The sequence below is a fragment of the Amycolatopsis thermalba genome, from assembly GCF_003385215.1.
GTDB lineage: Bacteria > Actinomycetota > Actinomycetes > Mycobacteriales > Pseudonocardiaceae > Amycolatopsis_E > Amycolatopsis_E thermalba.
The window spans coordinates 1-12,844 of record NZ_PQHW01000032.1 but is presented as its reverse complement, the minus strand read 5'-3'; the positions used below and the strand labels follow the sequence as shown (position 1 = coordinate 12,844).

The following is a 12,844-nucleotide window of genomic DNA, read 5'->3' as shown; positions in this document are numbered from 1 at the left end:
TAACTCTCATACTCCTTTCACTGGTTATCCGACATCTCTGGGAGGATCCGTCATGAGCGCGGTGACGAAGCTGGGTGCGATCGTTCTCGACTGTCCGGATCCCGTGGCGCTGGCCGGGTTCTACGCGCGCCTGCTCGACCTGCCCGAGCCGAAGGTGGACGACGACGGCAGCTGGGTGGTTCTGGAGGACCCGAGCGGGGTTCGGGTCTCCTTCCAGCGGGTGGAGTCGTACCGGGCGCCGGAGTGGCCCGGGCAGGACGTCCCGCAGCAACTGCATCTCGATCTGGACGTCACAGATCTCGAAGCGGCGCACGAGCACGCGGTGTCGCTCGGCGCGGAACTGCTCGACGACGCGAAACGGTTCCGCGTCTACGCCGATCCGGCCGGTCATCCGTTCTGTCTTTGTGCCTGTTGACCTCCTGGAGCGAGTAACTGGGGCGTGATGGCGGCCGGGTGGCCGATCTGCCGGCTCGGCCACCTGAACCACCTCTGTTCACACCGGCGGCTGTTGCTATACATGGGGTGTATAGACAACGACTATACATCGTGTGTATAGTCGTGTCCATGGCGATCGGACAAACACTTCTCGGTCTGCTCGAGGCGGGTCCTCGACACGGCTACGAGCTCAAACGCGCCTACGACGAGCGCTTCGGGCACGACCGGCCGCTGCACTACGGGCAGGTGTACGCCACCCTGGCGCGCCTGCTCCGCAACGGGCTGGTCACCGAGAGCGGAGTCGAACCGGGTGGCGGGCCGGAACGCAAGAGCTACGCGATCACCGATGCCGGGATCACCGACGTCGAGCGGTGGCTCGCGACCCCGGAAAAGCCGGAGGTGTACCTGCAGAACACGCTGTACACCAAGGTCGTTCTCGCACTGCTGTCCGGCCGGGACGCCGCGACGGTGCTCGACACCCAGCGCGCGGCGCACCTGAAGGTGATGCGCGAGCTGACCCGGCGCAAGGCCGAGGGCGATCTGGCGGACACGCTCATCTGCGACCACGCCCTGTTCCACCTGGAAGCGGACCTGCGCTGGCTCGAACTGACCGCCGCCCGCCTCGACGAACTCGCCAAGCAGGTGGGGGCATGACTCTGCTCAGGGCCACCGGCCTGCGCAAATCCTTCGGGCCCACGGAAGCGTTGCGGGGCGCCGACTTCGAGATCGAAGCGGGCGAAGTCGTCGCCGTCATGGGGCCGTCCGGGTCCGGCAAGTCCACGTTGCTCCACTGCCTCGCCGGGATCGTCCCGCCGGACGAAGGCTCGGTCGTCTACCGGGAGCGTGACCTCGCGAGCATGTCCGACGCGGACCGGTCTTCGTTGCGCCGCAGCGAGTTCGGATTCGTCTTCCAGTTCGGTCAGCTGGTTCCGGAACTGTCGTGCCTGGAGAACGTCGCGCTACCGCTGCGCCTGGGCGGGATGAGGCGCAAACCCGCCGAGGCGTCGGCCCGGCAGGCGCTCGACCGGTTCGAACTCGGCGACCTCGCCGCCAAGCGGCCCGGCGAGGTGTCGGGCGGTCAGGGGCAGCGGGTGGCGATCGCGCGAGCCCTCATCACCACGCCGAAGGTCGTCTTCGCCGACGAGCCGACCGGTGCGCTCGACTCGCTCAACGGCGAGCACGTCATGCGTCTGCTCGTGGCCACGGCGAAGGAGTCGGGCGCCGCGGTCGTGCTGGTCACGCACGACCTCCGGGTGGCGGCTCACTCGGACCGAGAGGTCATCGTCCGCGACGGCCGGACGCCGCAGCGGGTGGCGGTCCCGTGAGCCTGCTCAACGACTTCGCGCTGGGCTTCCGGCTGGCCGTCGGGGGTGGCCGGACCTTCCGGGCCAATCTGCCCCGGATGGTGCTGACGACGGTCGGCATCGGATTGTCGGTGGCGATGCTCCTGTTGCTCGCGAGCGCGACCCACGCGCTCAGCGAGCGGAGCGACCGCATCGACGGACGGGAACCGGTGACCGTGGGCGGGCCCGCGTCGTTGTACGTGTCCTCGCAGACCACACCGGACGGTGATCGGACGTTGACGGCCACCTGGCTGGAGGCCGCCGGTCCGGATGCGCCGGTCCCGCCCGGGCTGGCCGCGATCCCACAGCCAGGGGAAATGGTGGTGTCACCGGCGCTGGCCGAGCGGATCGCGGCAGACCCGCTGCTGCGGGAGAGGTTTCCCGAGCGGGTGGTCGGCACGATCGCACCGGACGGGCTCGACGGTCCGGACGAACTGTTCGCCTATGTGGGAGCCACCGGTATCCGTGCCGCGAGCTGGGGGTTCGCGGTCAGCGGTTTCGGCGCGGGCGCGGCGACGGACAGCGCTTCACCACAGTTGATCTTCCTGCTGGTCGTCAGCGTCGTCGTGCTGCTCATCCCGATGCTCGTGTTGCTGAGCGCAGCGAGCCGGATCGGTGGTGCGGAGCGGGAGCGGCGGCTGTCCACCCTCCGTCTCGCGGGGGCGCGTCGTGGGCAGGTGCACCGCATCGCGGCCGGCGAGTCACTGGCCGGTGCCCTGGCTGGGGGAGGGCTGGGCCTCGCTCTCTACCTCGCCGTGCGCCCAGTGGCGATGGAGCTGGAGTTCGACGGGATCACCGTCTTCCACTCCGACTTCGTCCCGGGCTGGCCACTGGGGGTGGCGGCGGCCCTGCTCGTTCCGGTGCTCGCGATCGGGCCGGCGTGGTTGGGGCTACGGCGGCTCGTCGTCGAACCGCTCGCGGTGCTGCGCAACGCGAAGTCGGAGCGGAGGCGGCTGTGGTGGCGGCTGGTCCTGCTCGCGCTCGGTGTCGTGCTGTTGCTGCCGGACAAGCTCCTGGGGGTGTCGGCCAGCCCGGGCAGCACCCTGCCGTTCCTGCTCGCCGGGTCGACCTTCCTGCTGATCGGCGTCCCCGCGGTCATGCCGTGGTTCACGGAGTTCGTGGTCCGGCGGATCCGGGGCGGAAGCCCGGCGTGGCAGCTGGCCGTTCGTCGACTGCAGCTGGACAGCGGCACGCCGAACCGGGTCGTGGCGGGCGTGGTGGTCGTGCTCGCCGGGGTGATCACACTGCAGACGATGATCGGCTCTACCGCCGCGCACGCGAACCGTGCACAGATCGCCACGGGCATCGCGTACCTCAACGTCACCGAGTCCGCCGAGGCGGAGTCGGTGCGCCTGGTCGACGGGACGCCAGGGGTGACCGGCGCGTATCGCGTCCAGAGGCTGTCGGCGAGCCTCGAGAGTGGGAGGCCGGTCGAGTTGCTGGTCGCCCCGTGCCCCGTGCTGACGCACCTCTTCGGCGTGTCCGGGTGCGCGGACGGCGACGCCTACGTGGTGGCCGGCTCGGATGTTCAGGCGGGTGCGCCAGCGACGGTGGACGGGGTGCGGTTCGTGGTCCCGGCGAACGCGGCTTCGGTGGCCCCTGGGAGCGCCGTTCTCGCCAACGGCGCTGGGGTGGCGGTCACGCCGGAAGTCGCCAGGGCACAGCAACTGCCGGACGGCGGACGGATGATCGAACTCCTGGTGACCCCCGGCGATCACGGCGCTTTGGATCGAGCCCGGGCCGCGCTGGGGCCGTTCGGGTGGCAGGTGGCCGTCCACAGCGAGGACGAGTACCTCGGCGGTGGGAGCGACGACTTCCTGTCGGCGGTCAACAGCCTGCTCTACACCGGCGGCCTGCTGGGACTCGTCATCGCGGCGATCAGCCTGCTGGTGCTGCTGGCGGGGCAGCTCAGCGAACGCCGGAGGGCCTTCGCGGCGATGCACGCCTCCGGTGTGCCGCTGCCGGTCCTGGGACGTTCGCTGCTCTGGCAGAACGCGATCCCGCTGGTGTTCGGCGTGGCGGTCGCCGTGGGGGTGGCGATCGGCACGGGCGCCCTCATCGTGCGGCTGCTGAGCCCACACATGGTGCTGCACGTGGACGCGGGCTTCATCGGCATCGCCGCGGTGGTGGCCGTGGCCCTGGTGTTCGCGGTGACCGGCGCGGCGTTGCCCGCGCTCCGGGGGGTCACCAGAGTGGAGGCGCTACGGGCCGAGTGACACGTTCTGGGCAGGAAACCGGCGGACACCACTCCCGGCAGGCCGGATCATGCGTAGGGTGGCATACGTGATTTGTCCGAAGTGTCAAAACGTGATGCGCACCGTCAACAAGAACGGCATCCACATCGAGCAGTGTGAAGGCTGCCGGGGCATCTTCCTGGACCGTGGCGAGCTGGAGCAGATCGTGGGCGCGGAGAGCGCTTACTACGGCGGGCCCGCCGCAGCTCCGCCGTACCCAGGAGCCGGGCATACCGCGGCTTACCGGGATTCGCCGCGGCCGTACGGCGGCCACGGCCACGGCGACTCGCCGCGTCCCTACCGGGGTGGGCACGGGTACTCCGACTCGCCCCGGCCGTACCAGGGGGGCGGCCACTACTCCGATTCGCCGCGGCCGTACGGCGGCCACCGGGGGCACCGCAAGCGGGGCTTCCTCGAGCAGCTCTTCGACTGACGCGGTGCCGGAAGCGATGCTGGATCCCCGCATCTGCCCTCGATGCGGGGACCTGGCTGAGGTCCCGGCCGTGGAGGGCAACACGCGGTTGTGCCACCAGTGCGGTCACCGCTGGCCCTTCCGCCGGTTGCCGCTGTTCGCGTTGACCGGGCCGAGCGGGGCGGGTAAGTCGACCGTCGGTCCGGCCCTGGTCGAGCGGCTCGGCGGGCGGGTCACCGTGCTGGAGCAGGACGTGCTGTGGGTGGCGGGCCTGCGCGACGACGTGAACGGGCACCCGACGTTCCGCGGTACCTGGCTGCGGATGGCCGCGATGGTTCACCAGAACGGCCGCCCGGTCGTGCTGTGCGGCACCGTCGTGCCCCCGGAGTTCGAGACCCTGCCCGAGCGTGCCCTGTTCAGCGAGATCCACTACCTCGCGCTCGTCGCCGACGGTGAAGTGCTCGCCAGGCGCCTCCGGGCCCGCCCGGCCTGGCGCGGCTGGGACGAGCCGCGCATCGCCGAGATGCTCGAGTTCAACGAGTGGCTGCAGAAGAACGCCGACACCCTCGACCCACCGGTCACCCTCTTCGACACGACGAGCGCAACTTTCGAAGAGAGTGTCGAGCACGCGGCGGAGTGGGTCGAAAGCCACCTGCCTTGACCCAGCTGCGCGGGCTGCTTCACCGTCGACGCGTGGGCCTGCCGTGGGATGGTCTGGGGCCGCGCGCCAGGCTTTCCGGGAGGATCGCGAATCGCGTGCGGTGGTCTGGCTGCCAATCGCAGGAGCGGAAGGGGCTGCGTGGCCGTCCGGCCTCCCCTCCCGCGGCGCGGGGATCGTGCGGCGGTTGGCCGTCCTGCTGCTGGTATCCGAGGCAGGTAGGGGGCGCCGCCACCACGTTGCGTCGTTGCCGTCGGTTTCACCGGCGGCGTCGCGGCGAGCCGCACCCCCGCGTCAGGTCAGCGGCCACCGGTGGTCGCCATCCGGATCGTCGAGCCAGATTTCCTGCTGCTGGGGCGTCACCGTCAGCCCGAACCGCTCACGGCCGGGCTTGCCGAGCGACTTCCACAGCCGGTGGGCCCCCTCCGCCAGGTCCCACAGCCGTCGCGGGCCGCCCTGTGCCACCATCGTCCGGCCGGCGTGCGTCGCCACGCGGGCCCATGATCCGTCGCCGTGCAGGAGGAACGTGTCATCGCCGCGGACGACCGGCACCACCTTCGGCAGCGCCAGCCCCGCGAAGAACTCGAACCGGCTCGACGGGTGCAGGACCAGGTCGGTGCTGAGCTCCGTGGGACGCACCGGGCCGGAGATCTCCGGCAGCGACACCGGATCGACGAGGCGGTGCGCCCGCAACGGCATGAACCGCCCGTCGCGGCCCAGGATCCGGCCGCGCGCGACCGGGCCCGGCATCACGATCAGCCGCACCAGGCCGGCGCCGATCGGGCGGTTCAGAGTCGTCACCACGATCCCGCCGGGTGCCGTCTGATCCAGCCATGCGACCGGCACCTCCGACACCGCACACGTGCACAGCACGCGGTCGAAGGGCGCCTGCGCCGGAAACCCCTCCACCCCGTCCTGGACCGCGACCGCCGGGTGGTACCCGCACAGCGACAACCGCTCCGCGGCGAGCCGCACCAACTCCTCGTCGACATCCACTGTGGACACCAGCGACGAGCCGAGTCGTTCGGACAGCAGGGCGGCGTTGTAACCGGTGCCGGTGCCGATCTCCAGGACCCGGTGCCCGGCGCGCACCGACAGCTCCTCGAGCATCACGGCCATGATCCCCGGCATGCTCGACGAACAGGTCGGGCTGCCGCGCACCACGCCCTCCCGCCGGGCGCGTTCCCACGCCTGCGGATCGCCGTCGAGCTGGGTGACCAGCACCTGGTCGGCGTAGACGTGGTCGAGCCAGTCCTCGTCGGTGCGGTCGACGGCCCGCCAGCCACCCGGCCGGGACAGGAAGTACCGGGGCACGAACGCATGCCGCGGCACCCGCCGGAACGCGTCGAGCCAGGCCGGATCGGTGATCATCCCGTCCCGGCGCAACGACTCGGCCAACTGGTGCCGGCGGCGTGCCGTGCTGTGCACACCCCCACCGTAATGGGTGACTCAAGTAACACCCGATGGTTGCAAGCAGGGTGCTTGCAATAGCTAGCACCCCGGCGTACTGTTGGAATCGTCGCGAGGAGATGGACTGACATGTCGGAGGACAACGGCCACGAGAACTCGGCGGGCGGACCGGTGGAGAAGGTCGCCGACATCGCCTCCGGGATCGGCGAGTACATCCGCCAGCAACGCAACAACGCGAAGATCTCCTTGCGGCAGCTGGCAAAGCTCGCCGGAGTGTCCAATCCGTACCTGAGCCAGATCGAGCGCGGGGTGCGCAAGCCCAGCGCGGAGATCCTGCAGCAGATCGCCAAGGGACTGCGGATCTCCGCGGAAGCGCTCTACGTGCAGGCCGGAATCCTCGACCTGCCCACCGGTGGCCCGGTGACCGACGCGATCCGCGCGGACACCGAGCTGACCGAGCGGCAGAAGCAGGTCCTGCTCGACGTGTACGAGTCGTTCCGCCGGGAGAACGCGGCGGCGGGCGGCGATCGAGGACAAACCACCGTCATCGCCAAGGAGTGAGCACAATGCCCAGCACCAAGACCGCCATCGAACAGCTCCGCACGCCGCTGCTGGCCGCCCTGGGCGCCGGCAACCTGGCCGGCCAGGCCGTCGTCGAGGCCGTGGGGAAGGCCCGCGAGCGGGTCGTCGAGGGCAGCGAGGTCGCGCGCAAGAACATCGAAGAGCTGCCGACCGAGGTGACCACCCTGCGCGAGAAGCTCGACCCGAACGAGCTGCGCAAGGTCATCGACGAGTACACCGAGGCCGCGCTGAAGCTGTACAACAAGCTGGCCGAGACCGGTGAGCAGGCGTGGGACAAGTTCCTCGCCGAGCCGCGCGTGAAGGGCGTGCTCGAGCAGGTCGAGGAGGCGCTGTCGACCGCGCAGGAGCGTGTCGGCGAGGTGAGCACCGAGGCACGCGAGAAGGTCGAGGACGTGCTCGGCCTGGTCGCGAAGCGGACCCGCGCCGGTGGCGAGAAGGTCGCCGAGGCCGCGGACGAGGTCGCGGACAAGATCGAGGACGAGGTCCAGGAGGAGCAGGCCAAGCCGGCCCCGAAGACCGCCACGACGAAGGCCCCGGCCACCCGCCGGAGCACGACGCCGGCCAAGCGCCCGGCGAACGCGACCACGCCGAAGACGACCAAGTAGGACAGGCACCCGGCGGCTGCGTCGGGGACTGCTGAGGCGCGGCTGGGGCGCGGGGTCGAGTGAGCAAGGTGCCCTGCGAGCCCGGCCGTGCCGGTTATTGCTGAGTGGGCTTCGAGGGGCTGAGTGAGCAAGGCCCCGCGAGCCCGGCTGTGCCGGGGGCTGCTCCGTGGTGTGGCTGGGTTGCGGGGTGAGTGAGCAAGGTGCCCTGCGAGCCCGGCTGTGCCGGTGATTGTTGAGTGGTGTGGCTGGGCGCGGGGTAGAGCGAGCAGGGCGCCTCGCGGACGCGGCCGTGCCGGTGGCTGCTGAGTGGCGTGGTTGGGTCGCGGGGTGAGTGAGCAAGGTGCCTAGCGAGCCCGGCTGTGCCGGTGGCTGCTGAGTGGGCTTCGAGGGGCTGAGTGAGCAAGGCCCCGCGAGCCCGGCTGTGCCGGGGGCTGCTCCGTGGTGTGGCTGGGTTGCGGGGTGGGTGAGCAGGGCGCCCTGCGAGCCCGGCTGTGCCGGTGATTGTTGAGTGGCGTGGCTGGGCGCGGGGTAGAGCGAGCAGGGCGCCTCGCGGACGCGGCCGTGCCAGTGGCTGCTGAGTGGTGTGGCTGGGTCGCGGGGTGAGTGAGCAGGGCGCGCTGCGAGCCTGGCCGTGCCGGTGGCTGCTGAGTGTCGCGGTTGGGTTGTGGGGTTGAGCGTGTAAGGCCCTGTGAACTCGGCTGTGCCGGGGGTTGCTGAGTGAGTGGCGTGGCTGCGTGGCCGGGTTGAGTGAGCAGGGCGCGCTGCGAGCCCGGCTGTGCCGGTGGCTGCTGAGTGTCGCGGTTGGGTTGTGGGGTTGAGCGTGTAAGGCCCTGTGAACTCGGCTGTGCCGGGGGTTGCTGAGTGAGTGGCGTGGCTGCGTGGCCGGGTTGAGCGAGCAACGTCCCCGGGAGCCTGGGCGTGCCGGTGGCCGTTCAGTGGGCGTGGCTGGGGCAAACAGCTGAGTGAACAAGGTGCTCCGCGGACGCGGCCCTGTCGGTGATTGCCGGGTCGGGAGTGCGGAGTGGGCCGCGTGTCCGGTGAGGGCGGCCGTGCCGGGGATTGTCGAATGGACAGTCAGCCGGCCGGTGCGTGCCCGTCCGGCAGGAGCGGCCTGGTCCCAGGGACCGGGCCGCTCCATGCGTTCGGGGGTGAGTGGGGTGCGGCGCGGTGTCTCGCGAGGTGAGCGGGCGCCGGTGACGGGTCGGGGTGGTCGTGGCATTCTGGACACGAGGGATTCCGACGGCGGGGGCGAAGGGACGTAGGCTAGGGACGTGCCGTTCATCGCGTACTGGATCATGCAGGTCATCAGCTGGGTGGGTGCGCTGGTGGGCCTCGGCGCGTTCGTGCACGCCCTTCTCCAGCGCTCGGACGCCTACCAGGCCGCGGACCGCAAGACGAAGCCCATCTGGCTCGCCATCACCGGTGCCGGCACGGTCGCCATGGGGCTCTTCGGCTTCGGCGGGGCCGGCACTCTCTTCTGGCTGGCCGGCATCGTGGCCGTTCTGGTCTACCTGGTCGACGTCCGGCCGCGGCTGATCGAGGTCCAGCGCGGCGGCAAGAACTGGTGACCCCGGCCGACTGCTTATCCTGACGGCGTGAGGACCTGGACCATCGCCGGGACGTTGACCGTCCACCCGGCCACCGAACGCACCGACCTGCTGGCCGAGCCCGTCGCGAAGGCGCTGGCCGCCCTCGACCCCGACAGCGTGGGCGCCGTCGAGATCGACCCCGAACTCGCCGACACCGCCGCGTTCTGCGAGGCCTACGGCTCGCCCCTCGACGCGTCCGCCAACTGCGTCGTCGTCGCCGGGAAGCGGGCCGGCGAGGTTCGCTTCGCCGCCGCGCTGGTGCTCGCCACCACCCGCGCCGACGTCAACGGCGTCATCAAGCGCCGCCTGGACGTGCGCAAAGCCTCCTTCGCCCCGATGGACGAGGCCGTCGCGCTCACCGGCATGGCCTACGGCGGCATCACGCCGGTCGGGCTGCCCGCGGACTGGCCCATCCTCATCGACAAGGCCGTCGCCGACTCGCCGGAACTCGTCATCGGCAGCGGCATCCGCGGCGGGAAACTCCTGGTCACCGGCGACCTCCTCGCGTCACTGCCCGGCGCCGAGGTGATCGACGGCCTGGCTAAACCGGTCGCGTAGACAGCGTCTCCCGGCGCGACGACGTCAGCCCCCGCGGCACGGCGAACCGCTCCAGCAGGGCGAACACGCCCTCGCACACCAGGGCCAGCGCGATGACCGCCAGCCCGCCGGCCAGGATCTCGCCGTAGCCGCCCGCGCCCTGCGCGAACCCGTCCACGATGAACCGGCCCAGCCCGCCGCCGTCGTTGACGATCGCGCCGATCGCGACCGTCGCCACCAGCTGCAGGAACGCCACCCGCGCCCCGGCCAGCACCACCGGCAACGCCAGCGGCAGCTCGATCCGCAGCATGATCTGGCCCTCGGTGTGCCCGATGCCGCGGGCGGCGTCCACCGCCTCCGGTTCGAGCGACACCACGCCGGCGTAGGTGTTGGTGAACAGCGGCGGCAGGGCCAGCGCCACCAGGGCGAGCAGCAGCGGCCAGAACGACGTGTCCACCTCCCACCGGCTCGCCAGGTACCAGAACAGGATGATCAACCCGAAGCTCGGGATGGCCCGGCCGATGTTCACCGCGCTGCTCGCCAGGAACGCGCCCCGGCGGTAGTGCGCCAGCACCAGCGCCGGCGGCACCGCCAGCGCGGCCGCGATGACCAGCGACAACGCCGAAAAACCGAGGTGCTCCAGCGTCCGGTACGGGAGGCCGGCCGGGTCGGTCCAGCTCCACCGGTTCGGCTGGCCGAGCCAGTCCAGCGCCTGCTCGAACGCGTTCACGCCCGCCCCGCCTTCCGCGCCCACGGGGCCAGCGCCCGCTCGCTCAGCCACAGCAGCGCGTCCACGAGCACCGCCAGCACGATCGACAACCCGACGCCGACGATGATCGCCGTCGGGTTCGGTGTGGTCGTCTGGATGCCCTGCCGGATGAAGTAGCCCAGCCCGCCCATGCCGAGCATCGCGGTGACCGTGACCAGCCCGATCGTCGTCACCGCCGCGACCCGCAGCCCGGCGATGACCACCGGCAGCGCCAGCGGGAACTCCACGCGCAGCAGCAGCCGCAGCCGCGTGAAGCCCATGCCGATCGCGGCCTCCCGCACCTCCGCGGGCACCTGCTGGATGCCGGTGACGATGTTGCGCAGCAGGATCAGCAGCGTGTACGTGGCCAGCGGGATCACGGCCGTGGTGAACGACAGGCCGAAGAACGGCACCAGCAGCGCGAACGCGCCCAGGCTCGGGATCACGTACAGCGCACCGGCGGCGCCCAGCGCGATCGCGTAGAACCAGCGCCACCGCAGCGACAGCACGGCCAGCGCGACCGACACGACCAGCCCGATCGCGAGCGCGGCCGCGGTCAGCGCCAGGTGTTCGCCCAGGCGCTGCGCGATCTCGTCCGCGTTGCGCTCGACCCAGCGCCACTCGAACAGCGGCCGGTCGGAGGCGGCCAGCAGGTACTCGCTCACCGGGCGAGCATAGAGGCGGTGACCGACACTTTCCGGCCGGCGATCTCACGATGTGAATTTTGTCGGTGGGTGCGGATAGGGTCGCGGGCGACGAACATTCGGGAGGGTGAACAGGTATGCGGTGGACACGGAGCCTGCGGGTGGCAGGGGTGCTCGCGGTGGCGGTCCTCGGGCTGACGGCCTGCGGTGGCGGGGACGACGGCGGTTCGGCGGCGCCGGCCAAGGGGGGCGCGCCGATCGTGGTGGCGTCGTTCAACTTCACGGACAGCCAGATCCTGGCGGAGGTGTACTCGCAGGCGCTGGAGGCGAAGGGCTACCCGGTCCAGCGGAAGTTCAACATCGGCTCGCGGGAGCTGGTGTACCCGTCGCTGAAGTCCGGTGAGCTGCAGTTCATCCCGGAGTACCAGGGCGCGGCCATCAGCTCCGGGTTCAACGAGCAGGCGCCGAACGACGCCGCGTCGGAGCACGCGAAGCTCGCCGAGCTGTTCGCGCCGTCCGGGGTCGGCCTGCTGGACTACGCGCCGGCGGAGAACAAGAACACCTACGTGGTGAAGTCCGACCTCGCGCAGCAGCACGGCCTGAAGACGATCAGCGACCTGAAGAAGCTCGACAAGGTGATCCTGGCCGGGCCGCCGGAGTGCGGCACCCGGGCCAACTGCTTCGTCGGGTTCCGTGACGTCTACAAGCTGAACGTCACGTTCTCGAGCATCCAGGAGTCCGGTCCGCGGGTCGAGCAGCTGCGTTCCGGCGCGGTCACGGTGATCCCGCTCGACTCGGTGAACCCGCTGGTGGGCAACCCGGACTTCACCGCGCTCGAGGACGACCAGAAGATCGTGGCCACCGAGAACATCGTGCCCGCGGTGAACAAGAAGGTGCTGGACGAGCGCGGCGCCGACTTCGCGGCGGCGGTCAACGCGGTGAGCGCCAAGCTGACCACCGAGCAGCTGCGCGAGCTGAACAAGCAGGTCGACGAGGACGGCGACCAGGTGGCGGACGTGGCGAAGGACTGGCTGTCCCAGCAGGGCCTGATCTGATCGCTAGAGTCGCGGGGACAGGGTTCGAGCAGATCAGGAGGGGTTATGGCGAAGGTCACCGCCAGCGCGGAACGAACGATCGACGCACCGGCCGAGAAGGTGCGGGCGCTGGTCGCGGACTACGCCGAGACCCGGCCGAAGATCCTGACCGAGCACTACCGCGACTACGAGGTGGTCGAGGGCGGGACCGGCGCCGGCACCAAGGCGAAGTGGAAGCTGCAGGCCACCTCCAAGCGGGTGCGGGACGTCGCGGCGAGTGTGTCCGAGCCGGAGGCGGGCACCCTCGTCGAGACGGACGCCAACTCCAGCATGGTCACCACCTGGACGGTGCGGCCCGCGGGGGAGCGCAGCGTCGTGCGGATCGAGACCAGCTGGGAGGGCGCCGGCGGCATCGGCGGCTTCTTCGAGAAGACCTTCGCGCCGGGTGGGCTGCGCCGGATCTACGACGGGGTGCTGGGCAAGCTCGCCGAGCTGGTCTAGCCGCGCTGCTCGGGTACCGGCTGCCGGTGGGTGGCCGGGCCGGGTGGGGCGGCTGTCGGGCCGGGCGGATGGTTGCTGGGCGCGTGGGGCGGTAGCGGGCCGGGCCGTGGCT

Annotated in this window: 15 protein-coding genes; 12 read left to right on the top strand and 3 right to left on the bottom strand. The window is 70.8% G+C overall.

Going from position 1 to position 12,844, the window contains the following annotated elements:
- The first annotated feature begins 52 nt into the window (after nucleotides 1-52).
- The 6 genes from D0D15_RS15215 (at nucleotide 53) to D0D15_RS15190 (ending at nucleotide 5,085) form a co-directional block, all read left to right on the top strand.
- Nucleotides 53-415, top strand: a complete 363-nt coding sequence (locus tag D0D15_RS15215; RefSeq protein ID WP_094003675.1) for a VOC family protein — start codon at nucleotides 53-55, stop codon at nucleotides 413-415.
- A gap of 149 nt (nucleotides 416-564) precedes the next feature.
- A complete protein-coding gene (locus D0D15_RS15210; RefSeq protein WP_094003676.1) occupies nucleotides 565-1,089 on the top strand; it encodes a PadR family transcriptional regulator in 525 nt (174 codons plus the stop codon).
- Nucleotides 1,086-1,760 (top strand): ABC transporter ATP-binding protein, encoded by a 675-nt coding sequence (locus D0D15_RS15205; RefSeq protein WP_094003677.1) that lies wholly within the window; start codon nucleotides 1,086-1,088, stop codon nucleotides 1,758-1,760. The genes D0D15_RS15210 and D0D15_RS15205 overlap by 4 nt, the downstream gene beginning before the upstream one ends.
- Nucleotides 1,757-3,994, top strand: a complete 2,238-nt coding sequence (locus D0D15_RS15200) for an FtsX-like permease family protein (protein WP_094003678.1) — start codon at nucleotides 1,757-1,759, stop codon at nucleotides 3,992-3,994. The genes D0D15_RS15205 and D0D15_RS15200 overlap by 4 nt, the downstream gene beginning before the upstream one ends.
- A gap of 49 nt (nucleotides 3,995-4,043) precedes the next feature.
- Nucleotides 4,044-4,445: a TFIIB-type zinc ribbon-containing protein gene (locus D0D15_RS15195; protein ID WP_094003679.1), complete on the top strand. Its 402-nt coding sequence runs from the start codon at nucleotides 4,044-4,046 to the stop codon at nucleotides 4,443-4,445.
- 16 nt (nucleotides 4,446-4,461) lie between these two features.
- Nucleotides 4,462-5,085: an AAA family ATPase gene (locus D0D15_RS15190; protein ID WP_198958121.1), complete on the top strand. Its 624-nt coding sequence runs from the start codon at nucleotides 4,462-4,464 to the stop codon at nucleotides 5,083-5,085.
- A gap of 291 nt (nucleotides 5,086-5,376) precedes the next feature.
- On the opposite strand, the gene tgmC is transcribed toward D0D15_RS15190, so the two are convergent.
- Nucleotides 5,377-6,510, bottom strand: a complete 1,134-nt coding sequence (gene tgmC, locus D0D15_RS15185; protein WP_094003681.1) for an ATP-grasp peptide maturase system methyltransferase — start codon at nucleotides 6,508-6,510, stop codon at nucleotides 5,377-5,379.
- Between the two features lie 111 nt (nucleotides 6,511-6,621).
- Here tgmC and D0D15_RS15180 point away from each other — a divergent pair, with 111 nt between their 5' ends.
- The 4 genes from D0D15_RS15180 (at nucleotide 6,622) to D0D15_RS15165 (ending at nucleotide 9,826) form a co-directional block, all read left to right on the top strand.
- A complete protein-coding gene (locus tag D0D15_RS15180) occupies nucleotides 6,622-7,053 on the top strand; it encodes a helix-turn-helix domain-containing protein (protein ID WP_162830577.1) in 432 nt (143 codons plus the stop codon).
- A 5-nt stretch (nucleotides 7,054-7,058) separates the two neighbouring features.
- On the top strand, nucleotides 7,059-7,679 hold the full coding sequence (locus D0D15_RS15175; protein ID WP_094003682.1) for a hypothetical protein: 621 nt from the start codon (nucleotides 7,059-7,061) through the stop codon (nucleotides 7,677-7,679).
- Between the two features lie 1,271 nt (nucleotides 7,680-8,950).
- Nucleotides 8,951-9,247, top strand: a complete 297-nt coding sequence (locus D0D15_RS15170) for a DUF2516 family protein (RefSeq protein WP_094003683.1) — start codon at nucleotides 8,951-8,953, stop codon at nucleotides 9,245-9,247.
- A 27-nt stretch (nucleotides 9,248-9,274) separates the two neighbouring features.
- Nucleotides 9,275-9,826: a YbaK/EbsC family protein gene (locus D0D15_RS15165; RefSeq protein ID WP_094003684.1), complete on the top strand. Its 552-nt coding sequence runs from the start codon at nucleotides 9,275-9,277 to the stop codon at nucleotides 9,824-9,826.
- On the opposite strand, the gene D0D15_RS15160 is transcribed toward D0D15_RS15165, so the two are convergent.
- Together D0D15_RS15160 and D0D15_RS15155 are read right to left on the bottom strand one after the other, a co-directional pair.
- On the bottom strand, nucleotides 9,810-10,559 hold the full coding sequence (locus tag D0D15_RS15160; RefSeq protein WP_094003685.1) for an ABC transporter permease: 750 nt from the start codon (nucleotides 10,557-10,559) through the stop codon (nucleotides 9,810-9,812). The genes D0D15_RS15165 and D0D15_RS15160 overlap by 17 nt on opposite strands.
- A complete protein-coding gene (locus D0D15_RS15155; protein WP_094003686.1) occupies nucleotides 10,532-11,218 on the bottom strand; it encodes an ABC transporter permease in 687 nt (228 codons plus the stop codon). Before D0D15_RS15155 ends, D0D15_RS15160 begins: the two co-directional genes overlap by 28 nt.
- Nucleotides 11,219-11,334: 116 nt before the next feature.
- On the opposite strand from D0D15_RS15155, the gene D0D15_RS15150 reads away from it, so the two are divergent.
- Nucleotides 11,335-12,252: an ABC transporter substrate-binding protein gene (locus tag D0D15_RS15150; protein ID WP_094003687.1), complete on the top strand. Its 918-nt coding sequence runs from the start codon at nucleotides 11,335-11,337 to the stop codon at nucleotides 12,250-12,252.
- Between the two features lie 45 nt (nucleotides 12,253-12,297).
- Nucleotides 12,298-12,732 carry an SRPBCC family protein gene (locus D0D15_RS15145; protein WP_094003688.1) on the top strand — a complete coding sequence of 145 codons (435 nt, stop codon included), beginning with the start codon at nucleotides 12,298-12,300 and terminating at the stop codon, nucleotides 12,730-12,732.
- Nucleotides 12,733-12,844 lie beyond the last annotated feature (112 nt).

Excerpts from the sequence above, each read along its gene's own strand:
- D0D15_RS15215 (WP_094003675.1), top strand. The coding sequence starts at position 53 with ATGAGCGCGGTGACGAAGCTGGGTGCGATCGTTCTCGACTGTCCGGAT.
- D0D15_RS15210 (WP_094003676.1), top strand. The coding sequence starts at position 565 with ATGGCGATCGGACAAACACTTCTCGGTCTGCTCGAGGCGGGTCCTCGA.
- D0D15_RS15205 (WP_094003677.1), top strand. The coding sequence starts at position 1,086 with ATGACTCTGCTCAGGGCCACCGGCCTGCGCAAATCCTTCGGGCCCACG.
- D0D15_RS15195 (WP_094003679.1), top strand. The coding sequence starts at position 4,044 with ATGCGTAGGGTGGCATACGTGATTTGTCCGAAGTGTCAAAACGTGATG.
- D0D15_RS15190 (WP_198958121.1), top strand. The coding sequence starts at position 4,462 with ATGCTGGATCCCCGCATCTGCCCTCGATGCGGGGACCTGGCTGAGGTC.
- D0D15_RS15180 (WP_162830577.1), top strand. The coding sequence starts at position 6,622 with ATGTCGGAGGACAACGGCCACGAGAACTCGGCGGGCGGACCGGTGGAG.
- D0D15_RS15175 (WP_094003682.1), top strand. The coding sequence starts at position 7,059 with ATGCCCAGCACCAAGACCGCCATCGAACAGCTCCGCACGCCGCTGCTG.
- D0D15_RS15150 (WP_094003687.1), top strand. The coding sequence starts at position 11,335 with ATGCGGTGGACACGGAGCCTGCGGGTGGCAGGGGTGCTCGCGGTGGCG.
- D0D15_RS15145 (WP_094003688.1), top strand. The coding sequence starts at position 12,298 with ATGGCGAAGGTCACCGCCAGCGCGGAACGAACGATCGACGCACCGGCC.